Origin of the sequence: Actinoalloteichus fjordicus (assembly GCF_001941625.1) — a bacterium.
GTDB lineage: Bacteria > Actinomycetota > Actinomycetes > Mycobacteriales > Pseudonocardiaceae > Actinoalloteichus_A > Actinoalloteichus_A fjordicus.
The window spans coordinates 940,754-964,960 of record NZ_CP016076.1; the positions used below are offsets into that span (position 1 = coordinate 940,754).

General features: G+C 70.2%; 20 protein-coding genes and 1 pseudogene. 14 read left to right on the forward strand and 7 right to left on the reverse strand.

The window, feature by feature from the left end:
• Positions 1–181: 181 nt before the first annotated feature.
• From UA74_RS04400 to pdxA, 11 genes and pseudogenes are all read left to right on the forward strand, one after another.
• Complete coding sequence (locus UA74_RS04400) at positions 182–2,134, forward strand: ABC transporter family substrate-binding protein (RefSeq protein WP_232237627.1); 1,953 nt, start codon at positions 182–184, stop codon at positions 2,132–2,134.
• A 297-nt stretch (positions 2,135–2,431) separates the two neighbouring features.
• Positions 2,432–4,219, forward strand: coding sequence for an ABC transporter family substrate-binding protein (locus tag UA74_RS04405; protein WP_075739127.1), 1,788 nt, complete (start codon positions 2,432–2,434; stop codon positions 4,217–4,219).
• A gap of 149 nt (positions 4,220–4,368) precedes the next feature.
• Positions 4,369–5,364, forward strand: coding sequence for an ABC transporter permease (locus UA74_RS04410; protein WP_075739129.1), 996 nt, complete (start codon positions 4,369–4,371; stop codon positions 5,362–5,364).
• A gap of 1 nt (position 5,365) precedes the next feature.
• Positions 5,366–6,286 carry an ABC transporter permease gene (locus tag UA74_RS04415; RefSeq protein WP_157434550.1) on the forward strand — a complete coding sequence of 307 codons (921 nt, stop codon included), beginning with the start codon at positions 5,366–5,368 and terminating at the stop codon, positions 6,284–6,286.
• Complete coding sequence (locus tag UA74_RS04420; RefSeq protein ID WP_075739133.1) at positions 6,286–7,410, forward strand: ABC transporter ATP-binding protein; 1,125 nt, start codon at positions 6,286–6,288, stop codon at positions 7,408–7,410. Before UA74_RS04415 ends, UA74_RS04420 begins: the two co-directional genes overlap by 1 nt.
• Positions 7,410–8,474 carry an ABC transporter ATP-binding protein gene (locus UA74_RS04425; RefSeq protein WP_075739135.1) on the forward strand — a complete coding sequence of 355 codons (1,065 nt, stop codon included), beginning with the start codon at positions 7,410–7,412 and terminating at the stop codon, positions 8,472–8,474. Before UA74_RS04420 ends, UA74_RS04425 begins: the two co-directional genes overlap by 1 nt.
• A 156-nt stretch (positions 8,475–8,630) precedes the next feature.
• Positions 8,631–9,455 (forward strand): annotated as a pseudogene (mshB, locus tag UA74_RS04430) (N-acetyl-1-D-myo-inositol-2-amino-2-deoxy-alpha-D-glucopyranoside deacetylase); the annotation flags it as partial.
• Between the two features lie 173 nt (positions 9,456–9,628).
• Positions 9,629–10,006: a hypothetical protein gene (locus UA74_RS04435; protein ID WP_075763844.1), complete on the forward strand. Its 378-nt coding sequence runs from the start codon at positions 9,629–9,631 to the stop codon at positions 10,004–10,006.
• A 325-nt stretch (positions 10,007–10,331) separates the two neighbouring features.
• A complete protein-coding gene (gene fdxA, locus UA74_RS04440) occupies positions 10,332–10,652 on the forward strand; it encodes a ferredoxin (RefSeq protein WP_075739141.1) in 321 nt (106 codons plus the stop codon).
• Positions 10,649–11,761, forward strand: coding sequence for a succinyldiaminopimelate transaminase (dapC, locus tag UA74_RS04445; protein WP_075763846.1), 1,113 nt, complete (start codon positions 10,649–10,651; stop codon positions 11,759–11,761). Before fdxA ends, dapC begins: the two co-directional genes overlap by 4 nt.
• 176 nt (positions 11,762–11,937) lie before the next feature.
• Entirely contained in the window at positions 11,938–12,960 is a 1,023-nt protein-coding gene (gene pdxA / locus UA74_RS04450; protein ID WP_075739145.1) for a 4-hydroxythreonine-4-phosphate dehydrogenase PdxA, read from the forward strand.
• A 309-nt stretch (positions 12,961–13,269) separates the two neighbouring features.
• On the opposite strand, the gene dapD is transcribed toward pdxA, so the two are convergent.
• Entirely contained in the window at positions 13,270–14,283 is a 1,014-nt protein-coding gene (gene dapD, locus UA74_RS04455) for a 2,3,4,5-tetrahydropyridine-2,6-dicarboxylate N-succinyltransferase (RefSeq protein ID WP_075743397.1), read from the reverse strand.
• Positions 14,284–14,479: 196 nt separating this feature from the next.
• Entirely contained in the window at positions 14,480–15,175 is a 696-nt protein-coding gene (locus UA74_RS04460) for a hypothetical protein (protein WP_075739147.1), read from the reverse strand.
• A gap of 165 nt (positions 15,176–15,340) precedes the next feature.
• Between UA74_RS04460 and dapE the strand changes: the two genes are divergently transcribed.
• A complete protein-coding gene (gene dapE / locus UA74_RS04465; protein ID WP_075743398.1) occupies positions 15,341–16,414 on the forward strand; it encodes a succinyl-diaminopimelate desuccinylase in 1,074 nt (357 codons plus the stop codon).
• A gap of 399 nt (positions 16,415–16,813) precedes the next feature.
• Here the strand turns inward: dapE and UA74_RS04470 are convergent, their stop codons facing one another.
• The 4 genes from UA74_RS04470 to wrbA form a co-directional block, all read right to left on the reverse strand.
• Positions 16,814–17,350 (reverse strand): LppA family lipoprotein, encoded by a 537-nt coding sequence (locus tag UA74_RS04470; RefSeq protein WP_083682917.1) that lies wholly within the window; start codon positions 17,348–17,350, stop codon positions 16,814–16,816.
• The gene (locus UA74_RS04475; protein WP_232237628.1) at positions 17,350–19,062 is read right to left on the reverse strand and encodes an alpha/beta hydrolase; all 1,713 of its coding nucleotides are present in this window, start codon (positions 19,060–19,062) and stop codon (positions 17,350–17,352) included. Before UA74_RS04475 ends, UA74_RS04470 begins: the two co-directional genes overlap by 1 nt.
• Positions 19,059–19,373, reverse strand: coding sequence for a hypothetical protein (locus UA74_RS04480; protein ID WP_075739151.1), 315 nt, complete (start codon positions 19,371–19,373; stop codon positions 19,059–19,061). Before UA74_RS04480 ends, UA74_RS04475 begins: the two co-directional genes overlap by 4 nt.
• Positions 19,374–19,696: 323 nt before the next feature.
• The gene (wrbA, locus tag UA74_RS04485; protein ID WP_075743400.1) at positions 19,697–20,326 is read right to left on the reverse strand and encodes an NAD(P)H:quinone oxidoreductase; all 630 of its coding nucleotides are present in this window, start codon (positions 20,324–20,326) and stop codon (positions 19,697–19,699) included.
• Between the two features lie 186 nt (positions 20,327–20,512).
• Between wrbA and UA74_RS04490 the strand changes: the two genes are divergently transcribed.
• The gene (locus tag UA74_RS04490) at positions 20,513–21,319 is read left to right on the forward strand and encodes an LOG family protein (RefSeq protein WP_075739153.1); all 807 of its coding nucleotides are present in this window, start codon (positions 20,513–20,515) and stop codon (positions 21,317–21,319) included.
• 46 nt (positions 21,320–21,365) lie between these two features.
• Positions 21,366–22,235, forward strand: coding sequence for a dihydropteroate synthase (folP, locus tag UA74_RS04495; protein WP_157442153.1), 870 nt, complete (start codon positions 21,366–21,368; stop codon positions 22,233–22,235).
• Between the two features lie 138 nt (positions 22,236–22,373).
• Here folP and UA74_RS04500 read toward each other — a convergent pair whose 3' ends face one another.
• Positions 22,374–24,167, reverse strand: coding sequence for a hypothetical protein (locus UA74_RS04500; RefSeq protein WP_075763850.1), 1,794 nt, complete (start codon positions 24,165–24,167; stop codon positions 22,374–22,376).
• Positions 24,168–24,207 lie beyond the last annotated feature (40 nt).

The window sequence follows — 24,207 nt, forward strand, 5'->3', positions numbered from 1 at the left end:
CGTCCTGGGACGTCCTCTCACAGAGTGCTCCGGCGGTGTCCTGGAACACTCCGGGCCTCTTCGAGGGTCCGGTCGGCGTCGGTCTGGCACCCTCGACATCGTTTCACGCCGGGGTTGCCTGCGGCGGCCCTCGCTCCGGACGGAGTGAAGGCCGCCCGGCTCTGATGAGGAGGTTCGCGCGGTGGCTCGTTCCGCAGGATTTCGCGGGGGTCGCGCCTGGCTCCTGCGACGGGGACGTGCCCTGTTCGCGCACCGCAGACCCGCACTCGTCCCGCACGGCGAGTTCCCGCTCGGCCCGGTACGGGCGTCGGTCCGCTCCACGAGGGCGGCACTGCCCATCCGGGCCCGAGCGGCGGCGCGGCCCGGCCTGCCCGCGTCGTGGCGAAGGCCGCCCGGCAGGGCGGGACTGACGTCGATCCTGTTGATCGGGCTGCTCACCGCCTGCACCACGCCGCCGCCCCCGCTGGTCGATCCGACCGAGGTGTCCGCCCTTCCCTCGGAGGAGATTCCCAGTGAGATCGTGATCGGGGTCGACAGCTTCTCCGGCGGCTTCAACCCGCACCGACTGGCCGACCTCTCCACGCCCACCACGGCACTCGCCAGCCTGCTGCTGCCCTCGGTCTTCCGACCGGGGCCCGACGGGCTGCCGAGACTCGACACCACGCTGATGAGCGGCGCCGAGGTCGTCGACTCCGCTCCCTTCACGGTGCGATACGACATCCGGCCGGACGCCTCCTGGTCCGACAGCGCTCCGATCGCCGCTGAGGACTTCGTCTATCTCTGGGAGCGGATGCGTTCCGAGCCCGGCGTGGTGGACGCGGCGGGCTATCGGCTCATCGAGGACATCATCCCCGGCGACGGCGGCAAGACGGTGGAGGTGATCTTCGACCAGCCCTATCCGGGATGGCAGTCGTTGTTCACCCATCTGCTGCCCGCACACCTCATCAAGGACGCCCCCGGCGGCTGGCAGCGGGCACTGGCGCAGCGATACCCGCTCTCCGGCGGCCCGTTCACGATGACGGCCTTCGACCGGGGGCGGGGCGAGATCGTGCTGGAGCGCAACGACCGGTACTGGGAGCAGCCGAGTGACGTGCTGCGGCTCGTCCTGCGGGAAAACAGTCATCCGGGCCTGACCGACTCCCTGGCCAGCGGAGACAACCAGCTTGCCGTGCTCGGCGCGGACGCGGTGGCGCTCAACATGATCGCCGAGGCCGAGGCGGAGCCGCCGCTGGAGACACGCAGCCTGCCGCGCACCGAGACGGCTCAGGTGCTGCTTCGGCCCGCGAGCCCGGTGCTGGCGGACGACGAGCTGCGTCAGGCGGTCGGCGCCGCGCTCGACCGGGACGCGCTGATCGCGATCGGCACGCGCAGCGGACCCTCGGCCGACCTGGTCGCGAACTCGCAGGTGCTGGCGCCGTCGGAGCCCGGTTACACCCCGACCCGGCCCAGGGGCTCGACGCTGGGTGCCGGGGACCCGACTCGGCTGCACGATCTGCTCGACGACGAGGGATACGCCGTCACCGACGGCTGGTGGGAGCGCGACGGCGAACGGCTTCGGCTGGTGGTCGCGGCGCCCGCCGATCAGGAGCCCTACAGCTCCCTCGCCGGGCACGTCGCACGCCAGCTACGCGATGTCGGAATCGAGGCCGAGGTCGTTCGACCCCCCTCAGCGGAGCTGTACGACGAGATGTTGCAGCAGGATGACGGGACCGTGTCGTCGCAGGACGGTGCCGACGAGGATTCGTCGACGGCCGACGAGGAGTCCGGCTCCGCGTCGGCGGACATCGCGGTGGTGCCGATGGGTCTCGGGGCCGATCCGGCCGCCACGCTGGCGACCCGGCTGGGCTGCCCGGTGCCGATCGAGGACTCGAATGCGCCGCCGCCCGTCAACCTCGCCGGGTTCTGCGACGAGGAGGTCGATTCGGTGCTCGACGCGGCCCTGACCGGCCGGATTCCGCTGGCAGAGGCCCGCGCGGAGCTGGAGCCGATCCTTTGGGACAGCGCCGTCGTCCTGCCGCTCTTCCAGCTCGCCGACACGGTCGTCTTCGGTTCCGGGATGAGTGGCGCCGAGACGTGGCGCCCCTATCTCGGACCGTTCGCGGGTGCCTCCCAATGGCAGCGGGACGGCAGCTGACCGCGCGGCCGCGATCGGTGTTCCCGCTCAGGCGAACAATGGGCTACCGTCGGGTAACCTGACGGCAAAATTGTTCAAAAAACGGACATGCCCGTTCGGTCAGCGGCCGCATACCGTGTGCAATCACGGAGTTACCTTTTGGTCACGATCGGTCGTCTACGGGTGGCAGGCACCCTGCCGAGTTCCTAGCGTTCCCGCCAACGGTGCGCGGGTGACCACACCATGCGCGCTGATGTCTCGGGTCGTGACCGTCCTTCCAGTGGCGGGGAGCGATTCAGTGCTAGGAGGGCACGAACCATGAGGAGAAGGAAGACGGTCGCCGCGATCGCGGTGTCCGTCAGTGCGGCTCTTGTTCTGGGAGCCTGCAGTGGCGGGGGCGACAACGGGGGCGGCGGAGGCGCCGGACTCGACGACAGCAGCCAGACCGGTGCGAAGGGCGACAACGGCGACGGTACCTACAACGCGCCTGAGGTCGAGCCGGGCGGGCCCGTCTCGATCACCCACGATGCGCCGTTCACCACGTACAACAACTCGGCGGCGTCGGGCAACAACTTCAACAACACGCTGGTCCTGACGTCGGTGCTGACCACCCCGTTCAAGATCGACGACCAGCTCCAGATCATGTTGAACGCCGACGTGATGGAGTCCGCCGAGGTCATCCAGGAAGACCCGCAGATCGTGGAGTACGTGATCCGCGAGGGCGTGACCTGGTCCGACGGCGAGGCCTGGGACTGCGACGACTTCTACCTCAGCTGGCTCTCCCGCAGCGCCACGATCCTCGACGACGCGGGCGACCCGCTGTTCGTGCCCGCCAGCACCAGCGGTGCCGAGGACGCGACCTTCACCTGTGAGGACGACCTCACCGGTCAGCTCGAGTTCGAAGAGGCCTACGCCGACTGGCGTGGCGAGTTCGAGGCCGTGTCGATGCTCCCGGCGCACATCCTGGAGCAGGAGAGCGGCATCGAGGACATCACCTCCATCAACAACGACTCCTCGCTCGACGACAAGATGGCCGTCGCCGAGTTCTGGAACAACGGCTGGAACGGCTGGACCGAGGAGCTGTCCCCCGGCTCCGGCCCGTACATGATCGAGAGCTTCACCCCGAACTCCGCGATCACCCTGGTCCGCAACCCGGAGTGGATCGGCAACCCGGCAGGCCCGGAGAGCGTGAGCTTCCAGGCCATCGCCGACGCGTCCGCGCAGCAGAGCGCGCTCCAGGACCAGCAGGTCCAGGTCATCCAGCCGCAGGCGGACAACAACGTCGCCGAGCAGCTGCGTGCGCTGGCCGACCAGGGCATCCGTTACGAGGCGGCCGAGGGGCTGACCTTCGAGCACCTCGACATCAACCTGGACCGTCCGCTGTTCCAGGACGAGGCGGTCCGCCAGGCCTTCGCCGCCTGCATCGACCGTGACGACCTGGTCGACAAGCTGGTCCGCGGCGTGAACCCGGAGGCGCAGCCGCTGGGCAGCCTGTTCTTCACCAGCGAGGAGTCCGCCTACGCGGACCACTACGACGACGTCATCCTCGGCGACGCTGAGGCCGCCATGTCCATCCTCGAAGAGGCGGGCTGGACCCAGGGCTCCGACGGCGTCTACGAGCAGGACGGCGAGCGGCTCTCCTTCAGCATCAGCCACACCTCGATCCCCCGTCGTAACGAGACCGTCGCCCTGATCCAGTCGCACTGTGCGGACGCGGGCATCGAGATCACCGACGACAACGACGACCAGTTCCTGGACTCGCGCGTCAGCGAGGGCGACTACGACGTCGCCCTGTTCGCCTGGGTCGGCACCCCGTTCAAGTCCTCCAAGGTCTCGATCTACTCCGACGGCGGCGGACAGAACTGGTCGGGCTGGGAGACCCCGGAGGCGACCGAGCTGCTCCGTTCGGTCAACACCGAGCTGGACGACGACGTTCGTGACCAGGCACTGGTCGAGGCCGACGAGATCTACTCCGACCTCGTCTACTCGCTGCCGCTGTTCTCGGTCCCGAACAGCTGGGCCTACAACGAGAGCGTCGACAAGGTGACCTACCAGGGCTCCGACGGCGTTGCGTGGAACGTCTGGGAGTGGGAGGTCTCCCCCTGACATCGCGTCCCCGGCCGGGGTCTCGCCCACCAGGTGAGGCCCCGGCCGGGGGCCGTGCAGGCGGTGCAGGCACACTCACCGTCTGCAATGGCGTACTCGGTGCCGTGTGGCACCCCGGATGATCCCGGCCCAGTCCCGAGGAAGAAACCGTGTTCCGTTATGTGATTCGACGAATCCTGATTTCGATCCCCATTCTGGGGATCGGCTCGTTTCTGGCCTATCTCATGGTCGCCGCCGCCGGGGATCCCATCGCCGAGATGCGGATGAACCCGAACGTCTCCGAAGAGGTCATCGCCGCCACGGCAAGAGAACTCGGCCTTGACCAGCCGATCCTGGTGCGTTACTGGGACTGGCTCGTCAACTTCGTGCAGGGCGACTGGGGCACCAGCGTCGCGCTCGGGTCCGCGCAGGTGGACGTCTACGACCAGGTGATGCGCGCCTTCGGCGTCACGTTCCGCCTGGTCCTGGGTGCTGAACTGCTGGCCATCACCCTCGGCATCGCGGTCGGCGTCTTCACCGCCGTCAAGCAGTACTCGATCTTCGACTACGCCGCGACGACCGTCGCGTTCATGATGTTCTCGATGCCGTTGTTCTGCGTCGCGATCCTGCTCAAGACCTACGGCATTCAGTTCAACGACCTGTTGGTCTCCCTGGGTGGCGAGCGCTGGCTGCGGACGATTCCCCCGGCTCGAGGATTCCAGGGCGACTTCGGCGAGCAGTTCTTCCAGTACACCGGCACCTATCTGCTGCCGACCATCAGCCTGATGCTGATCAGCTTCGCGGCCTACAGCCGCTTCCAGCGCAGCGCCATGTTGGAGACCCTCGGTTCCGACTACGTGCGCACCGCTCGCGCGAAGGGCCTGCGCCCCGGCCGCGTCATCTTCCGGCACGCCTTCCGCAACGCGCTCATCCCGGTGACCACCCTCATCTCGCTGAACTTCGGTGCCGTCCTGGGCGGCGCCATCATGACCGAACAGGTCTTCGGCTGGAGTGGGATGGGCAACCTGCTGGTGAACGCCGTCCAGCAGCACGACGCGCCCATGCTGATGGGCTGGTTGATGGTCACGGCCATCATCACCGTGCTGTTCAACCTGGTCGCCGACATCGTCTACGGCTTCCTGGACCCGAGGATCCGCATTGGCTGAGATCGTTTCCACCACGACGCCGGGCACACCCGGCGAACCCCCGTCCCAGTCCGCGGGCGAGTTCGGCACGGCGGCACGCAAGCAGTGGCAGATCGTCCTGCGGCGCTTCATGCAGCACAAGCTGGCGATGATCAGCCTCGTGGTGCTCGTCCTGCTGATCCTGTTCGCGCTGATCGCGCCGATGTTCTGGCACTACAGCTACACCTACACCGGCGGCGGACGCTTCGAGGACCCGAGCCCGGACCACCCGCTGGGCACCGACCAGATCGGCCGCGACATGTTCGCGGTGCTGCTGCGCGGCACCCAGTTCTCGCTGTTGATCGCGATGGTCGTCGCGCTGATGGCCACCGCCATCGGCGTGCTGCTCGGCGCCACCGCAGGCCTGCTCGGCGGCTTCGTCGACAGCCTGGTCATGCGGTTCGTCGACCTGATGCTGATCATCCCGCAGATCGCGCTGGTGGGCATCGCCGCCGCGATCTTCGGCGGCAGCTGGTACCTGGTCGCCATCGCGCTCGGCCTGTTCAGCTGGATGTCGGTCGCCAGGATCAACCGTGGCCAGACCCTGTCACTGGCTCAACGGGAGTTCGTCGAGGCCGCCAAAGCGATGGGTGCGAGCAACACGCGGATCATCCTCAAGCACATCCTGCCGAACCTGACCGGCATCATCACCGTGAACGCCACGCTCGCGGTCGCCACCGCCGTGCTGGCCGAGGCGGCGCTGTCGTTCATCGGTCTCGGCGTGCAGATCCCGGACACCTCGCTCGGACTGGTCATCAACGCGAACTACAACCAGTTCCTCACCCGACCCTGGCTGTTCTGGGCGCCGTTCCTCGCGATCCTGCTGATCTCGCTGACGATCAACTTCATCGGTGACGGCATCCGGGATGCGTTCGACCCTCGGCAGACGAAGGTGCGTGCCTGATGACCCAGTCTGTTTCCGAAGAGCTGCTGTCGGTGAGCGAGTTGTCGGTGGGCTTCCCCACTGATGACGGGACCGTGCACGCGGTGCGGAACCTGTCGTTCTCCCTGCGGCGAGGCGAGGTCCTCGGCATCGTCGGCGAGTCCGGCTCCGGCAAGTCGGTCTCCTCGATGGCGCTGATGGGGCTGCTGCCCAAGACCGCCAAGGTGACCGGCTCGATCCGGTTTTCGGATCAGGAGATCGTCGGCATCGAGCCCCGGAAGCTGGAGAAGATCCGGGGCAACGACATCGCCATGATCTTCCAGGACCCGATGACCTCGCTGAACCCGGTGTTCACCATCGGCTGGCAGTTGTCAGAGGCCTACCGCGCCCACCACAAGGTCCCGAAGAAGGTCGCCTGGGCCAAGGCCGTCGAGGTGCTGGAACTGGTCGGCATCCCGCAGCCGGACCGGCGGGCCAAGCAGTACCCGCACGAGTTCTCCGGCGGCATGCGGCAGCGTGTGGTGATCGCGATGGCGGTCATCAACGACCCGGACCTGATCATCGCCGACGAGCCGACCACGGCGTTGGACGTCACCGTGCAGGCTCAGGTGCTGGAGACGCTCATCCGCATCAAGGACGAGACCAACTCGGGCATCATGCTGATCACCCATGATCTCGGCGTCGTCGCAGGCATGGTGGACCGCGTGCAGGTGATGTACGGCGGCACCATCGTCGAGTCCGGCGCCGTCGACGAGGTCTTCGAGACGCCTCGGATGCCGTACACCGTGGGTCTGCTCGGCTCGATTCCGCACCCCGACCAGCTCGGGCAGCCGTTGACGCCGATCAAGGGCACGCCGCCGTCGCTGCTGAACCTGCCGACCGGCTGCACCTTCGCGCCTCGGTGCCCGCTCGCCGTGGACGAGTGCCGGGCGGCGGAGCCCGAACTCCTGACGATCGGCGGCGGAAAGCACTCCAGCCGGTGCATCCGCTCGGCGGAGCTCGGCAGCCTCGACGAGGCCAAGGAACTGTTCATCCACGAGGAGATCGGCAACATCGAGAACCCCGCCGTGCTGGTCGAGGTCGACGCCGACGCAGGCACCATCGACACCGACGAGTCGACTCCGCAGGAAGAGGGGAGCAGGTGATGACCAGCTCGAACGTGACCGGCGAGACCACCACGGACAGCACGGGGACACCGGCGGAGACCGGCGAGCCGTTGCTCTCGGTGTCCGACCTGGTCAAGAGCTTCCCGGTCCGGGGCGGCGGGATCATCCCGCGCGTCGTCGGACAGGTGCAGGCCGTGTCCGGGGTCTCCTTCGACCTGCGTGCGGGCGAGACGCTGGGTCTCGTCGGCGAGTCGGGCTGTGGCAAGTCCACGACCGGCCGCGCCATCCTGCAACTGCACAAGCCGACCTCCGGCTCGGTCCGCTTCGAGGGGCGGGAGCTGACCAGGCTCACCACCTCCAGGCTGCGCGCGGTGCGTCGGGACATGCAGATCGTCTTCCAGGACCCCTACGCCTCGCTGAACCCGAGGTGGCAGGTCAACGACATCGTCCGGGAGCCGCTGGAGATTCATCACCGCAGCATGGGTGACAAGAAGATCCAGGAGAAGGTGAACAGCCTTCTGGAGCTGGTGGGCCTCAACGCGGAACACCGCAACCGGTACCCGCACGAGTTCTCCGGCGGGCAGCGGCAGCGGATCGGCATCGCCAGGGCGCTCGCGTTGGAGCCCAGGCTGCTCGTGTTAGACGAGCCGGTGTCGGCGCTGGACGTGTCCGTGCAGGCGGGTGTGGTCAATCTGCTGGAGGAGCTTCAGCAGCGCCTGGGGCTGGCCTACCTGTTCATCGCCCACGACCTGTCGGTGGTGCGACACATCTCGCACCGGGTCGCGGTGATGTACCTGGGCAAGATCGTGGAGATCGGCACCAGGGAGGGCATCTACAAGCGGGCCTCCCACCCGTACACGCAGGCGCTGCTCTCGGCCGTGCCGGTGCCGGACCCCAAGGTCGAGCGGGCCAGGCAGCGCATCGTGCTGACCGGCGACGTCCCCAGCCCGGTGAATCCGCCCTCCGGCTGCCGATTCCGGACCCGGTGCTGGAAGGCGCAGGACATCTGCGCCGTGGAGGAGCCGCAGCTCCTCCCGCACGGACCGACCGGGCAGCTCTCGGCCTGCCATTTCGCGGAGATCAAGCCCGAACTGGTGGGCTGAACCGACGAGTGCTCCTCGACCGGCCCCGGCGACGCCATCGGCGCGCCGGGGCCGTCGTCGTGGAAGACGGAGCAGGCGACTGAGCCGTTCGGCAGCGGGGAGCCCAGCAGCGTCCTCCCGCCGCGTCGAGCGCCTACCCACTCCGATTACCCTGCGATGGTGACGACCGCTCCCGGCTTCCGACTGACGGCTGTGCCCCGGCTGCTCCTGGTGCATGCGCATCCCGATGACGAGAGCATCTGGACGGGCGGGACGATTGCCCACTTCGCGGCGCGCGGCGTCGCCGTCACCGTGGTGACCTGCACCCTGGGTGAAGAAGGCGAGATCATCCCCGCCGGGCTGCGCGGGCTCGGCCCCGAGGCGGCCGATCAGCTCGGCGGCTACCGGGTCGGTGAGCTGCGCTCCGCCTGCGCCGCACTGGGCGTGACCGATCACCGCTTCCTCGGCGGCCTCGGTCGCTGGCGGGACTCCGGGATGCGCTGGGCCGCCCCCGGCCGGGCCGAGCCGAAGCTGTCGCCGCATCCGAGGGCCTTCGCGATCGGCGACCTGGACGAGCAGGTCGCGGCGTTGACCACGATCCTCCAGGACGTCCGACCGCAGGTGGTGATGACCTATGCCGCCGACGGGGGCTACGGCCACCCGGACCACGTGCGGGCGCACCAGGTGACGATGGCCGCCGCTCGCGCCGCTTCCCACGACCTGAGCGTCTTCCACGTCGTGTCCGCTCGCAGCGAGATCGAGGCAGCGGTGGCGGAGCTGGCGCAGGTGTCGCGGGTGCCCTTCACGCTGCCCGCGCCCGGCGAGCTGGCAGGCGTCGAGGACGCCGACATCAGCCATCGCGTCGACATCGCCGAGAACCTGCCCGCCAAGCTCAACGCACTGCGCGCCCACGCCACCCAGGTACAGGTGTGGCAGGACAACGCGGGCACCGCCGTCTACGCGCTGTCCAACGGGGTGGCCCAGCCGGTGCTCACCCGAGAGTGCTTCAGCCACGCCCTGAGCAGGCCTGCCGGGCACGTGCCGGTGTCGATCGATCAGGAGCTGCTCGGCGCGGGCATCCAGCCGGAGATCATCGCCCCGCCCGAGGGGCTCGCCGAGGCCGCCGCCAGGGACGCGCGGGCGGCGAAGGACGGCTCTGCCGTGCGGGCGCACTGATGCGGGGTTGGGCCGACCGAGTGGTCTTCGCCGTGTTGTTGATCGACGCCGTCCTGATCGCCTTGATCGGCATGTTCTTCCTGCCGATCCATCTCGGCACCCTCCAGATGCCGGTGACCGCACTGCTGACCGGGGTGGCCAACCTGTGGCTGGTCCGCGAGGCCGCCCGCCTCTCGACGCGGCTGCGGGTGGTCGTCGCGCCGTTGGGAGTGTGGCTGGCGGTCGTGGTGGTGTTCGCCATGGTCCGGCCGGCAGGCGATGTGGTGCTCGTCGACGACTGGCGGTCGTTCCTGCTGCTGGCCGCAGGTTCGCTGCCTGCGGCGATGGCGGTGGGCACACTGATGGCTCGGGGCCCGGCCGTCGAATCGTCCCCCTGAGAGCCTGTCTTCGATCCCCACTTTCCTGTTGCGCGGGGCCAGCGCGGCGATCTGCGGCGTTGTCGTCAGTCAACAGCCCGCCCGCCGAATCGGTGTGGTGACGACGTGCCGGGCGGGCTGAGCTGATCGGGTTGGATTCGGCCGTCTCAGCGGGTCCGAGGCGATCATCGACAGCGGTCGGTGACGGCCCCGTCGCTCGAAGATCACTCGAGCCGGTCCATCTGTCGGAGGGGGCCTGGATGTCCGAGGCCCGTCCGGGGGATACTGGAGACACTGTGCATTGTGAGCCGCATGGGTGCACCGAGGAACGAGCAGGAGAGCCGCCGTGACTTACACGATCGCCGAGCCGTGCGTCGATGTGCTCGACAAGGCGTGTATCGAGGAATGCCCGGTCGACTGCATCTACGAGGGTGAACGGATGCTGTACATCCACCCCGACGAGTGTGTCGACTGCGGGGCGTGTGAGCCCGTCTGCCCGGTTGAGGCCATCTACTACGAGGACGACGTCCCGGATCAGTGGAAGGAGTACACCAAGGCGAACGCCGACTTCTTCGACGAGATCGGCTCGCCCGGTGGCGCTGCCAAGATCGGGAAGATCCCCTCGGACGTTCCGCTGGTCGCGGCGCTGCCCCCGCAGGCGGAATGACCGGCTCGGCCGTCCGGCGGACCCCGGGTGACCGGCTGCCGGACTTCCCCTGGGACTCGCTGACCGAGTACCGCGTTCGTGCCGAGGCCCACCCGGACGGGCTGGTCGACCTCTCGGTGGGCACCCCGGTCGACCCGGTGCCGCCTCGGATTCAGCAGGCGCTGACCTCGGTCGCGGACCAGGGCGGCTATCCGACGACGCACGGCACTGCGGCGTTGCGGGAGGCCGTCGTCGGCGGGCTCGCCAGGCGACACGACGTCACCGGCCTCGACCCGCAGGACGTGCTGCCCGTCATCGGCTCGAAGGAGCTGGTGGCGTGGCTGCCGACCCTGCTGGGCCTTGGTGCGGGCGACGTCGTGGCGATCCCCGAGCTGTCCTACCCGACCTATGAGGTCGGGGCGAGACTGGCAGGTGCCGAGGTGGTCCGGCTCCGCGACGGCGAGGAACCGCCGCCGGGAACGGCGCTGGTCTGGCTGAACTCGCCGTCGAATCCCACCGGACGAGTCCTGGACGTCCCTGCGCTGCGCGCCTCGGTCGCCGCCGCGCGGGCGGTCGGAGCGGTGATCGCCTCCGACGAGTGCTACCTGGCGCTGGGCTGGGAGGCCGAGCCGCGTTCGGTGCTGCATCGCGAGGTCGGTGCGGACCACACCGACGTGCTGGCGGTGCACTCGCTGTCCAAGTCGGCGAACCTCGCGGGGTATCGGGCGGGCTTCGTCACCGGAGATTCGGCGCTCGTCCGCAGGCTCCTCGCCACCCGCAAGCACGCCGGGATGATCATGCCGAGGCCGGTGCAGGCGGCGGTCGCCGCCGCGATGGCCGAGGACGACCACGTGGTGGAACAACGTCGGCGGTATGCGGCCCGACGTGAGCTGCTGGTGCCCGCCCTCCGCGACGCGGGCTTCACGATCGAGCATTCCGAGGCAGGCCTGTATCTGTGGGCGACCCGGCATGAGGACGTCTGGCGGTCGGTCTCCTGGTTCGCCCAGCGCGGCGTGCTCGTCGCGCCCGGCAGCTTCTACGGCCCGTCGGGCGGGGCACACGTCCGGGTGGCGCTCACCGGAACAGATGAGCGGATCGCCTCGGCGGTGGACCGACTTCGCGTGGCCTGACTCCCGCACGACGCCCGCCCCGGCCCGGCAGGCTCACTGGTCTGTCGCAGGCCGGGCCGGTGCTCGGCGGGCCGGGAGACGGACGAACACCGCCCGGCGTCCCAGACCTGGACGCGGGCCCCGAACAGCTCGGGTCCCCTCGGACTCGGGCGGGCGAACAGGGAGGCAGTGCAGCGATGAGCACCGTTCCGGTCGTGGCCGTCACCGTCGGCGATCCGGCGGGCATCGGCCCGGAGATCACCGCCAGGACGCTGGCCGAACTCGATCACGACGCCCCGGCGCGAGGGGTGGCCGTCGGTGATCCCTCGGTGCTGCGTCGTGCGCTCGCCGCCTACGGGCTGGACGCCGAGGTCAGGACCGTGACCTCCTGGGACGTCGAGCCCACCGGCCCCGGCGTCGTGCACTGCTGGGACATCGACGTGGTCGGGGACCGCGAGGTGCCCTACGGCGAGGTCTCCCCGTTGGCGGGCGCGGCAGCCCTGCGTGCCATCGAGGTCGCCACCGAGGCGGCACTGGCGGGGCAGGTCGCCGGAGTGGTCACCGCGCCCATCAACAAGGAGGCGATCTGGGCGGCGGGCTCGGAGCACCTCGGTCACACCGAGATGCTTGGCACGCTCACCGGCAGCACCAGGAACAACACGATGTTCGTGGTGCGGGGCAAGAAGATCTTCTTCACGACCCGGCATCTCTCGCTGCGCAACGCCCTGGACCAGCTGACTGAGGAACGGGTGTTCCACGGCATCCAGGAGGCCCTGACGGCTCTGCGGGTCTTCGGCCACGACGAGCCGAGGCTCGCGGTGGCGGCCGTCAACCCGCACGGCGGGGAGAACGGCGCCTTCGGCGACGAGGAGATCGTGCACATCGGGCCTGCGGTGGAGCGGGCCAGAGCACAGGGCGAGCAGGTGTTCGGGCCGGTGCCCGCCGACTCCGTGTTCCACCAGTTGCTGACCGGGCGCTACGACGGGGTGCTCTCGCAGTACCACGATCAGGGGCACATCCCGGCGAAGACGCTGGACTTCGACGGAACCGTCTCAGTCACCGTGGGACTGCCCATCCTGCGCACCTCGGTCGATCACGGCACCGCGTTCGACATCGCGGGCCAGGGGATCGCCGATCACGGCACGCTGCGCTCCGCGTTCCTCGCCGCCGCCGAGTACGCGGGTTACGCGGATCGGATCAGGGCCGAGTACGGGAGCTGACCGGCTCGCCGTGTCATGCCTGCTCGTCGGCTGTCCCGTCCTGCCGACGGCACGGGCGGGCAGGCCGGACCCAGGTACGGGTGTGGGTCTCCCACACTGCCTGTCAGTTCGTCGCCTGCCTGCTGGTCCCCGCTGCACGGCTGCTCCACTCCCCGCGATGCGGCCCGGTCGGCGGCGCGCCGACCAGGCGCGGCGACGGCGGAGGCATGCCGGACCCGCAGGCCGTCGGGAACCCGTTCCGGCGGCGCTCCCGGCCCGCTGCGGCCTGCGGGGAACGCCCGGGCACTCCCTGCTGGTCCTCGCCGACCCTCAGTCGTTCGCGTGCAGAGCCGCGTTCAGCTCCACTCGGGTGCCGGTCTTGGGGAGCACCTGGACGGCGCCGGTGGTCGAGTTCCGGCGGAAGAGCAGGTCGGAACGGCCGGAGAGGTCCCGTGCAGCCACCACCACGCCGTCCGGCAGCGTCACCTTCGTGCCCGCCGTGACGTAGAGACCCGCCTCGACGACACAGTCGTCGCCGAGGGAGATCCCCAGACCCGCGTTCGCCCCGATCAGGCAGCGGCGGCCCACCGAGATCGTCTCGCGACCACCGCCGGAGAGCGTGCCCATCACCGAGGCCCCGCCGCCGAGGTCGGAGCCGTCGTCGAGCACGACACCGGCCGACACGCGGCCCTCGACCATCGACGCACCCAGCGTGCCCGCGTTGAAGTTGACGAAGCCCTCGTGCATGACGGTCGTGCCCGATGCCAGATGTGCGCCGAGCCGGACACGGTCGGCGTCGCCGATGCGCACGCCGGTGGGCACCACGTAGTCGACCATGCGCGGGAACTTGTCCACCGAGTAGACCGTGACCGGGCCGCGCGCCCGCAGCCGAAGCCGGGTGGCCTCGAAGTCCTCGACGGGGGCCGGGCCGTGGTTGGTCCACACGACGTTCGTCAACAGCCCGAAGACGCCGTCGAGGTTCAGCCCGTGCGGTCGCACCAGCCGGGAGGACAGCAGATGCAGCCGCAGGTAGACGTCGTGCGCGTCGACGGGCGGCGCGGCCAGCGAGGCGATGGCGGTGCGGACCGCGACGACCTCGACTCCTCTGGCGTCGTCGGTGACCAGCAGCGCGGCACTCGCCTCGCCGAGGGTCGCGACGGCCTCGGCGGGGTCGAGGCGCACGGTCGTGGCGTCCCCTCGGTCTGTCTGCCCCGTCGTCACCGGCCCCGTCTTCACGACGGGGAACCAGGTGTCCAGCACCGTCCCGTCGGCGGTGATGGTCGCCAAGCCGACGCCGTGGGCACCGATGTTCTGCTGGTCCGAGTTCTGCGCTGCGGTCGTCACGGCGCACACGGTATCGCCGATGGCGCCGCACGCGCCTGGCACCCGTGGTCCATCGGACGACGACGTCCCCGGCCGAGCGGATCGGTCTGCCCCGGCCGTGAGCAGGACACGACGCCGCGTCGCTCGCACCAGGGCCGGTTCGACGGCCGGAGTTATCGCTGCAACGGCGAGAGGTCGTGCTGCCCGCCCCCCGGGGTCAGGGAATCTCCGGATCGAAGGTCCAGGCGATGTCCATCGCGGCCAGATTTACCTCATAGATCGACCTCGTGCACCTGCCGACCAACTGGATCTGACTGCTGTTCTCCTCCAGCCGTTCGGAAGGCGAACGGGTGTCCGACGGCTCGGCCGTGGCCCGATCCGGCGCGGGAGCGGTGCTCGGCTGCTGCTCAGGAACAGAAGGCGTGGGGATCGGAAACGGCAGGATGCCTGCTGCGCCGCCGCCCCCGGGCGGCGGGACGGCGTCGTCCGCTTCGGTCTGCCCGGTCGACGAGCCCGGGTCGGTCGTCTCCCCTTCGGTGGGCGCCGCACAGCCCAGGCTCTCGTAGTCATCGACACCCTCGCGAAGACGTTCGATGGCCTCCGTCGTGCGAAGTCTGAACTCCAGTCCCTTCTCTGGCACTGCGATCTCCAGATCGTCGACCAGGGCGGCGTGCGCCTGGAGGAAGTCGCCGCACTCCGGGAAGACGGCCTCGAGTTGGGGCTGCTCGCTGCAGGGCCCCTCACGAAGGTCTCGCGCCCGCTCACAGAGTTCGTCACAGATCTCAGCCCAGGCCAGCTCCTCCGCACTGTGGCGGGGCTCGCCGCGATCGGCCTGATTCGTGGTGGTGCACGCTCCGACGAGTATGAGCAGCGGAAGCAGTGCTGAGAGAAGGCCGGTGCGCGGTGACCGCATGGTTCGTCGACTCCTTGGCGGGTTGCGGACGGTGACCAGAAGCTAGCCGCCCGGCGGGGCGCTCCGCAGCAGACCCGGCGGAGATCCTCCGGTCGGACCAGCGCGGGCATGTCGGCGGCGGCCCCGCCGACCCGGCCGGTACCGTGCAGGGTCGTGACCGTCACCGTGCCGTCCCTTGACCTGACCGCCGACCCGGTCGAGCTGACCGCCGCCCTGGTGGACATCCCGAGCGTCTCCCGCGACGAGGCGAGAATCGCCGACGCGGTGGAGCAGGCCCTGCGCACCCAGGCACCACACCTGGAGGTCGTGCGCAACGGCGACGCCGTGCTCGCCAGGACCAGGCTGGGGCGGGCCTCCCGCGTGGTGCTGGCGGGCCACCTGGACACGGTGCCGATCAATGACAACCTGCCCCTGCGCCGCACCGGCACGGGCGACGACGAGGTGCTGCACGGCTGCGGCACGGTCGACATGAAGAGCGGCGACGCCGTGATGCTGCATCTCGCCGCCACCGTCGCCGAGCCACGGCACGACCTCACCTTCGTGTTCTACGACTGCGAGGAGATCGACGCCGCCTTCAACGGGCTCGGCCGCATCGAGCGTGAGCTGCCGGACTGGCTGACCGGGGACCTCGCCGTGGTCTGCGAGCCGTCCAACGCGTTGATCGAGGCGGGCTGTCAGGGAACGACCCGCGTCGAGGTTCGGACGGAGGGCGCCAGGGCGCACACCGCCCGCGGCTGGATGGGTCGCAACGCGATCCACGCGGCGGGCGAGGTGCTGCGCAGGCTGGCGGCCTATGTGCCCAGGACTCCCGAGATCGACGGCTGCCGCTTCCACGAGGGGCTGCAGGCGGTCGCGATCGGCGGCGGCGTCGCGGGCAACGTGGTGCCGGACTCCTGCGTGGTGACGATCAACCACCGCTTCGCGCCGGACCGCACGCCGGAGCAGGCCGTCGACCACCTGCGGGAAATCTTCGACGGCTTCGACCTCACCGTCGTCGACGGTGCGGCCGGCGCCTTGCCCGGCCTGGACGCCCCGGCCGCGAGCGAACTCGTGGCGGCGGCGGGCGGCGAGGCCACGGCGAAGCTCGGCTGGACCGACGTCGCCCGCTTCGCGGCGCTGGGCATGCCCGCAGTCAACTTCGGCCCCGGCGATCCCACCCTGGCGCACACCCAGCATGAGCACGTACGAGTCGCCGACATCACCCGGTGCGCGCGCGTGCTCGGGGACTTCCTGCGCTGAGGGCGGCGCGTCCGCTCGGCGGATCTCCGTAGCCAGGTCGGGTCTCGGTCGATCCCCGAACGACTGCGGTCCGCGGCCAGGCATGGCGAGGCCACCGGGCGTCGGCGTCGGCTGCCGTCGACCTCGCGGCGTCGTCCGGCGCCTGCCCGTGCTGGGGCCGCCTGCGGCCGGGGCGCCGCCGGGGAGGGACGAGAGAGCCGACCGCGCACGGGAGCCGACCTGCGGGCGGCACCGTCCGCGCCGGACGTTCTCGCGCACGACGATCTGGCGCCCGACGATCTCAGCCCGCACGACGATCCGACCGCGCACGCGGCGGCTCGACCGAGGGCGGGCGACCCGGAGCGTCGGCGCGGGCCGTGCGAGACAGTGCAGCCCTGCTCAGGCCCGCTCGGGCCGTGCTCAGCCCGCCCCCGCCCCCTGCGGCAGGTGACAGCCGGTGGACACACTCAGCAGGGTGTTGGCGGCGGTGCCGAAGGTGTAGCGGGCGCCGAAGGGGTCATGGCCGACGATCTCGTGATCGCCGACTCGGTCGACGATCACCTCCGGCTCGCCGAAGTCGTACTCGCCGCTGATCTCCGTGACGATCGCGACGGCCTGCGGCCACTGCGCGTCGGGCAGACTCCCCAGGAAGTGCCGTCGATCCAGACTGCGGCTCTCCCCGCCGACGTGCGGGAACTCCGCGCAGCCGGACCGGGTCATGTTCTGGTCGTTGACCCACTCCCACGGACCCAGCTCCTCGGAGAGCCGGGTGGTGATGCGCTCCTGCATCTCCTCGTAGCGTTCGGTGATCTGCTCGATGCTGGGCCTGCCCAGCAGGACCGCACGGTCGTCGTTCACGGTGTCCTCTTCTCTCGTCGACCCGCCGCAGCCCGCGAGCAGCGGTGCGACGATCAGTGTCGTGGCCAGGACGGCAGCCAGTCGGATCGACCTCCACATCAGTACGTGCCCGGCACCGGTCGCGACAGCCAGTCGCCGAAGCCCCGGCCGTCGTCGTGGACCGCCCGGTCCTCGTTGCCGCTCACGATGACGCTGATGTTGTACTGACTCGTGCTGTCGGGAGCCAGGTAGGCGCTGTGGCCGACCGACTCGGTCAACCGCCTGCCGTCGGGAAGCTGCTCCTCGCGAGCCGACAACCCGGTGACGCCGTCGAGCTGGTTCGGGTCGATGCCGAAGGGTGCCAGCCCGCCGAGGTCGGCCACGGCATCGTTGCGCGCCTCGATCACGTAGGCGCTCTCCGGCGGTATCCGCAGATCCGTCACATCCGAGGTGCCCAGGCCGGGCGAGCCGAAGAAGATCGCGTCGTCGACCCCGGTGTCCTGTTGGAGGGCGTATCCGGTGGTGGTCGAGCCGTAGGAATGGCCGAGCGCGGTGAGGTGCGGGTTCTCGGTCCGCGAGGCGTCGATGCCCCGATAGAAGTCGGCCAGCTCCTCGGCGCCGCGCTGGGCGGGTTCTCGGCTCCACACCGCGTCGGCGGGGCTCAGCAGGTCCCAGCCCGCCTGCGGGGCGTCGTAGCCCAGCCAGGCGACCGTCGCCACCGAGCCGCCGTCGCCATAGCGCAGCGACTCGTCCTCGGCCTGGCGTTGCAGCTGCCGCATCTGATCGTCATAACCCTCGAGGCTGCCCTGCACCGTCGTGGTGAAGCCCGGGGTGAGGACGGCGACGTGGTCGGCGGTGTCGACGTCGCCCACGGCCACCGCCGCCCGCGCCTCGTCATGGGAGAGGTCGAACAGCAGGAGCTGACGGTCCCCTCGGTCCAGGGTGTTCTCGATGGCGTCCACCGCCGCGAGCTTGTCGCGGGCCTCGTCGAGCCGGTCGTCCAGGTCGGTGAACCAGCCGCCGAGCAGCCGATCGTCGAGCTGCCGCTCCAGATCGGCGATCTCTGCCGCCAACCGGTCGCGCTCCCCGTCAAGCCGGGCGCGATTCGCCTCGTCGCGCACGGCGGCGGGCAACCCGTCCAGGTTGCCGATCAGCTCCGGCGAGTTCGCCAGCAGGTCGGCTCGCTCCGCCTCCGACAGCGAGTCCCACCACCCCGCGTTGGCGGCCGGATCGGCGTCCTCGGGTGGACCGAGAGTGGAGAGTCCGCCCTGGTCGGAGCCTGCTGCATCCGCATCGGCCAGCGAGGTCGACTCGCCGTCGTCCACGGTGTCGGTCACGGCAGCACGCAGTACGGCGGCCAGATCCGAGTCGATGTCGGCCGCCCGTCGTACCACCTGATTGACCCGTTCGATCACCTCGGCCCTGATCAGCTCGCGCTCTCGGCGCACCGTGTCGACCTGGCTCGGGGCGACCTGCGGCGGCGCGACGTCGACGACGATGCCGTTCTCCTGGACCTGGAACCCGTTGACCCGCGCCAGCTCCTCGGCGTCCGCGAGCGCGGCCTGCACCGCCACGAGGGCGTCGGCGGCCTCCGCGGTGCCGCGCCGAACGGCGGCGAGCCCGGCGACGAGCCTGCGCATCTCCTCGCTCAGCTCGTCATGCCGCCGACTCGCGGCCTCGGCGGCGGCACCGCTCCAGCCGTCGGGTGATCTCGTGTCGCCGAGTTCGTCGTCCAGCCCGACCAGGGTGTCCCGGTGTCCGCTGAGCTGCTCGAAGACGGCCTCCAGCCCGGAGGGCTGCCAGCGGCGCACCTCGACGAGTCCGACCATCATCGCCCCGCTGCGGGGAGTCGGTCGCTCGCGTGGCGCAGGTCCTGCTCGGCCTGATCCTCGCTGTCCTGATACTGCGCCGCCGAGGCGTCCAGCGCCTCGCCGTGCTCGGCGACGTCGCCGCTCCAGCCCGTCAGCCTGCTCCGCCAGCGTTCGGCCAGCTCCGTCGCCGCCGCCGCCGATCGGCTGCCGGGCATGGCCTGGGCGACGGCGTCGGCGGAGGCGCCCAGCGGCACGCCCGCCGCCTGCTCACCCGCTGCCCGTGCCGTGTTCGCCGCCGCGCGTAGCGCCTCGATCGTGATCGTGTATTCCACGCCGCTCCCTCCGCCTGGCCAGAAGCTAACGGGCGAGAGCCGCTCGGGTCGGGAGAATGCGCAGATTAGGGGTCGGCGTCGAGGCCCCGGGTCGCGCGTTCCGACGGTCGATCGATCGCGTGCGGGCCTGCGGCGGCGGTGCGCGGCGACGTCCGCGCCGCCTGCGCGGTCGCCGCCGGGACGGCGCCTCGGCTGCTTCGTCGCGGCGGACGTGGCCGCTGACCTCGTCGTGCCTGCGCCGCTCGCGCGGCGCCGGGCCCACGACGCGGACCTGCCTCGTGGAACTCGGACCATGCGTCGAGATCGGGCGGCCGTGCCTGCGCTCAGTGGACCGAGGACCTGCCGACCTTGAACTGGGTGGTGATGCGCACGATCCGGGACCCGGAGTACACGGCAGAGGCCTTGGTCGCCTCACTGACGGGGATGGTGCCCTGGCCGTCGGCGTGCGAGGGGCCGTAGGGCGTGCCCACCTCGTACTGGATCGGGTCGGTGTAACCGGGAGTGACCAGGATTCCGCCGAAGTGATGCACCGTGTTGTACAAGGCCAGCAGGGTCGACTCGCGGCCGCCGTGCAGCGTCGCGGTGGACACGAAGCCGGAGTACACCTTGTCCTCCAGCAGGCCCTGCGCCCACTGCGGTCCCAGGGAGTCGATGAACTGCTTGAGCTGGGCCGCCACGTTGCCGTACCGGGTCGGGGTCCCGAAGATGACGGCGTCGGCCCAGAGCACGTCGTCGGCCACCGCCTCGGGGATGTCCTGGGTGGCCTTCGCATGGGCCTGCCAGGTCGGATTCGAGGCCACCGCCTCCGGTGGAGCCAGCTCTTGCACCCTGCGAAGGCGGACCTCGGCGCCCGCCTGCTCCGCGCCCTCGACGACCGAGCGCGCCAGGGTGTAGACGCTGCCCGTCGCGCTGTAGTAGATGACCGCGACCTTCGTCGGCTCGGGACCGCTCATCGTCACACTCCAGCCGGTCGGGTCCGAAGACCTCGGTTCGTGCCGTTCCCTCCCGGAGTCTGCCTTCGGTCCGGCCGCGCCGCGAGCGGGAGCCCGACGGGGGAACGTGGCCCGACATTCGGCGGACAGACGCCCGCCGTCGTCGTGGCGGTCACGCTCTGCTCCTACCCTGATCACATGAGCGTTATGGACTCCGATTCGACGACGAACGGCGACCGCTCCGGGGAGACCGGACTCGGCACGGAGGAGAACCCGCAGGAGAAGCGGCGCGGCCCGGTGGTGTTGCGACGCGGTCAACGCGACGAGTCGACCACGACCGATCAACGCCTGCTCGACTCCCGAGGCCCGTCGGACTGGGTGCACACCGACCCGTGGCGGGTGCTGCGGATCCAGGCCGAGTTCGTCGAGGGCTTCGGTTCGCTCGCCGAGGTGCCCAAGGCGGTCACGGTGTTCGGCTCGGCACGCACCCCGCGTGACCACCCCGAATACGCGATCGGCCGCAGGCTGGGCGCGGAGCTGGCGGGCGAGGGCTTCGCCGTGATCACCGGTGGCGGCCCGGGCACCATGGAGGCGGCGAACCGGGGTTGTCAGGAGGCGGGCGGCTTCTCCGTCGGGCTCGGCATCGAGCTGCCCTTCGAGCAGGGCCTCAACCCGTGGGTCGACCTCGGCGTGAACTTCCGCTACTTCTTCGCCCGCAAGACGATGTTCGTGAAGTACTCGCAGGCGTTCATCGGTCTGCCCGGCGGCTTCGGCACTCTCGACGAGCTCTTCGAGGCACTGACGCTCGTCCAGACGAAGAAGGTCACCAAGTTCCCGGTCGTGCTCTTCGGCCGGGACTACTGGGGAGGCCTCTACGACTGGCTGCGCGACAGCGTCCACGCGGGCGGCAAGATCGGCGACAAGGACCTGGCGCTGCTGCACGTGACCGACGACGTCGACGACGCGGTGCGCGTGGTGGGTGAGGCCTATCAGGCGTGGGAGGACGTGCACTGAGGGCGGGACCCCGCCGCCGGCCGACCGCTCGTGGCAGCATCGAGAGGTGCCTACTCTGCGATTCGGAACCCGCCAGATCGTCTCCGATCGAGCGCTGGTGATGGGCATCGTCAACCGCACCAGAGACTCCTTCTACGACCAGGGCTCCACGTTCGCCACCGATGCCGCGCTGGCGGCGGTGGCACGGGCGGTCGAGGAGGGCGCGGACATCGTCGACATCGGCGGCGTCCGCGCCGGTGCGCAGGGCGAGGTCGTCGACGTGGCGGCGGAGATCGAGCGGGTGGTGCCGTTCGTCGCCCAGGTGCGTGAGCGGCATCCCGATCTCGTGATCAGCGTGGACACCTGGCGGGCCGAGGTCGCCAGGGAGGTCTGCGCCGTGGGGGCAGACCTGCTCAACGACACCTGGGCCGGGGCCGACCCCGGCCTGGCCGAGGTGGCGGCGGAGTTCCAGGTGGGGCTGGTGTGCTCGCACACCGGCGGCCTGCCGCCGCGCACCGACCCGCACCGGGTCCGTTACGTCGACGTGGTGGCCGACGTCATCGCCGAGGTGGTGGGGCGTGCGGAGCAGATGGTTCGTCTGGGGGTGCCTCGTGAGGGCATCCTGATCGATCCCACGCACGACTTCGGCAAGAACACCTGGCACGGACTGGAGCTGCTGCGCAGGCTCGGCGAGCTGGTCGACACCGGCTGGCCGGTGCTGCTGGCGGTGTCCAACAAGGACTTCATCGGCGAGACGCTCGGCGTGGGACCGCGAGACCGGGTCGACGGGACCCTCGCGGCCACCTCGGTCGCCGCCTGGCAGGGCGCGGCGGTGTTCCGGGCGCACGAGGTCGGCCGCACCAGGCAGGTGCTGGAGATGGTCGCCTCGATCGAGGGCAGTCGCCCGCCCGCCGCCGTGCTTCGGGCGATGGCCTGACCGGCGCAGGCGAGCACGACTGCGCGCGGCTCGGCGGGTGGTGCGGCCGCCAGGTGTGCGGGCCGGGCCGCGTGTCCGTGTCTCGGCCTGCGAGGCCGCCGACCTCGGCGTGGCCGCCGGTGTTCGGCGCGCTCCCGCTCAGGCTCGTGCTGCCTTGTCCTGGTGTTCGGTGGGCTCGGTCGGTACGACGGTGATCTTGTTCTTCTGACCGATCATGGTGAACCCGGAGTAGGCACCGCCGTCGACCATGGTGTCGTCGATCACCGTGTTGCTGCGGCGGTGCAGCTCCGTGGTGGAGAAGCCCCGCTGTCGAAGGTGCGTGCTGATCGCGGCGAGCGCCCGGTGCTGGAGGATCTTGCGATAGCGGAAGCTGTCCGACTCCTGGAAGTAGGTGCCTGCCCGGCCGGTGGCGGCCAGCTCACGGAGGCTCACGGCGGCCCCGAAGGTGTGCTCGTCCGTCGGGCGGTGGCGCGGCCCGATCAGTTCCCCGAGGTATCGGCCGATCCCCGCCACGCGCCGGGCGATCGAACCGGGCAGCAGGAGGGTGCTCCGTGCCGCTCTGCCGAGCGCCCCGAGCACCGTTCGCTCCTGCCAGTCGTCCGAGGTGAACCGATCATCGATCGGCGTGAGTCGGAACGAGTTCCATTCGATGTACAGGGTCTTGTCGTCACAGCCGATGTGCAGGAATACCGAGATGACCAGCTGCCGGTCCCAGCTCTCGACGCGAAAGCACTGGTAATGCCTGATCCATTCCCGAGAGCCGTCGGCCAGGTTGTTCAATTCCTCCTCCGGCATACTGCTCGCAGGCATGTGCTCGGAGGAGGGCAGGATCGCGGTGGCGAGTCGATCCCGTCGATGTCGTAACAGCGCCGCCGCCGAGACGATGGCCTGCGGCTCGCCCGCGATGGTGCGCAGCCGCAGGTTTGGCGCCAGTGCGTCCGACTCGCGCAGCGAGCGCATCTCCTCGTCGACGGCCCGGTAGAGATCACGGGGACGCAGCGGCTCGCGAGGCAGCCCGGCGGCTGGTTCGGCAGGCACGAGCTGCAACGCCATCGACCAGGCCTGATCGAGGTCGCCGGACCCGACGAAGGCGCGTTCGCCCGCGTAGACGGTGATGTTGTTGTGCGTCATGCCGTCCCCTGCGTCGGCGGTCCGCTGGTTCTGCCGAATGGTCTCCAGCCTGCCACGATGACGCGCCGCCGCCCCGCCGGAGTCGATCGACGGATCGGTCGTCGGAGTCTCTGCGGGCGTGGTGTTCGTCGGACTCGTGGCGGTCTCCGGCTCCATGGGGGCGGCGGGCGCCGCCGCACCGAACCGGTGCCTGCGCAGGCGCGACTTCAGCGTGCGGTCCACTACGAGCTGGTCGGCGAGCAGGATCCCGAACGTGGCGAGCACCAGCAGTGGACCGACGACGCCGAGGTCGATCTGCGGCGCGACGTCGATCTCGGCGGTGCCGAGCGCGACGTCGACGACGAGCAGGGCGAGCGGCAGGAGGCCTGCGGCGACCAGGACGATCTTCACCTGGTGTCGGCCTCGGTCGCGGAGTGCGGTGGTCTTCGTTCGGGCCTCTGCCGCGCGCACGAGCGTCCTGGCCAGGTATCCCGCGCCGACGAGGACGCCCCAGAGGAACAGCAGGGCGGAGTCGAGAATCCCCATCAGCAGCAGGAGCGCCAGCAGCGCGACGTCTCGCAGCAGTCGACGGCTGCGGGCGGTCAACGCCGCCTGAAGCACTGCGGCGGAGTCGACGCCGGGGGAGGGCGGCAGGCTGCGGCGAGGCTCGCCCAGGTAGTGCTCGATCGCCAGCTCGGCGAAGTCCGCGTCGAGGTGGGCCGCCGCGGACAGACATCGAGTGGCGTCCTGCGAATCGTCCGGTTCCCGGTCTCGATCTGCGGGCGGCAGCTCGTCAAGGGTCGTCGAGTCGTCAATGGTCATGGCAGTCCCAACGCGAGCGAGTGAAGACAATCGTCGGCTG

Coding starts and splice junctions, on each gene's coding strand:
- wrbA (WP_075743400.1), bottom strand. CDS start 20,326: ATGAGCGGTCCCGAGCCGACGAAGGTCGCGGTCATCTACTACAGCGCG.
- UA74_RS04420 (WP_075739133.1), top strand. CDS start 6,286: ATGACCCAGTCTGTTTCCGAAGAGCTGCTGTCGGTGAGCGAGTTGTCG.
- UA74_RS04500 (WP_075763850.1), bottom strand. CDS start 24,167: ATGACCATTGACGACTCGACGACCCTTGACGAGCTGCCGCCCGCAGAT.
- UA74_RS04405 (WP_075739127.1), top strand. CDS start 2,432: ATGAGGAGAAGGAAGACGGTCGCCGCGATCGCGGTGTCCGTCAGTGCG.
- UA74_RS04490 (WP_075739153.1), top strand. CDS start 20,513: ATGGACTCCGATTCGACGACGAACGGCGACCGCTCCGGGGAGACCGGA.
- UA74_RS04475 (WP_232237628.1), bottom strand. CDS start 19,062: ATGATGGTCGGACTCGTCGAGGTGCGCCGCTGGCAGCCCTCCGGGCTG.
- UA74_RS04425 (WP_075739135.1), top strand. CDS start 7,410: ATGACCAGCTCGAACGTGACCGGCGAGACCACCACGGACAGCACGGGG.
- UA74_RS04470 (WP_083682917.1), bottom strand. CDS start 17,350: ATGTGGAGGTCGATCCGACTGGCTGCCGTCCTGGCCACGACACTGATC.
- UA74_RS04460 (WP_075739147.1), bottom strand. CDS start 15,175: ATGCGGTCACCGCGCACCGGCCTTCTCTCAGCACTGCTTCCGCTGCTC.
- pdxA (WP_075739145.1), top strand. CDS start 11,938: ATGAGCACCGTTCCGGTCGTGGCCGTCACCGTCGGCGATCCGGCGGGC.
- dapC (WP_075763846.1), top strand. CDS start 10,649: ATGACCGGCTCGGCCGTCCGGCGGACCCCGGGTGACCGGCTGCCGGAC.
- UA74_RS04435 (WP_075763844.1), top strand. CDS start 9,629: ATGCGGGGTTGGGCCGACCGAGTGGTCTTCGCCGTGTTGTTGATCGAC.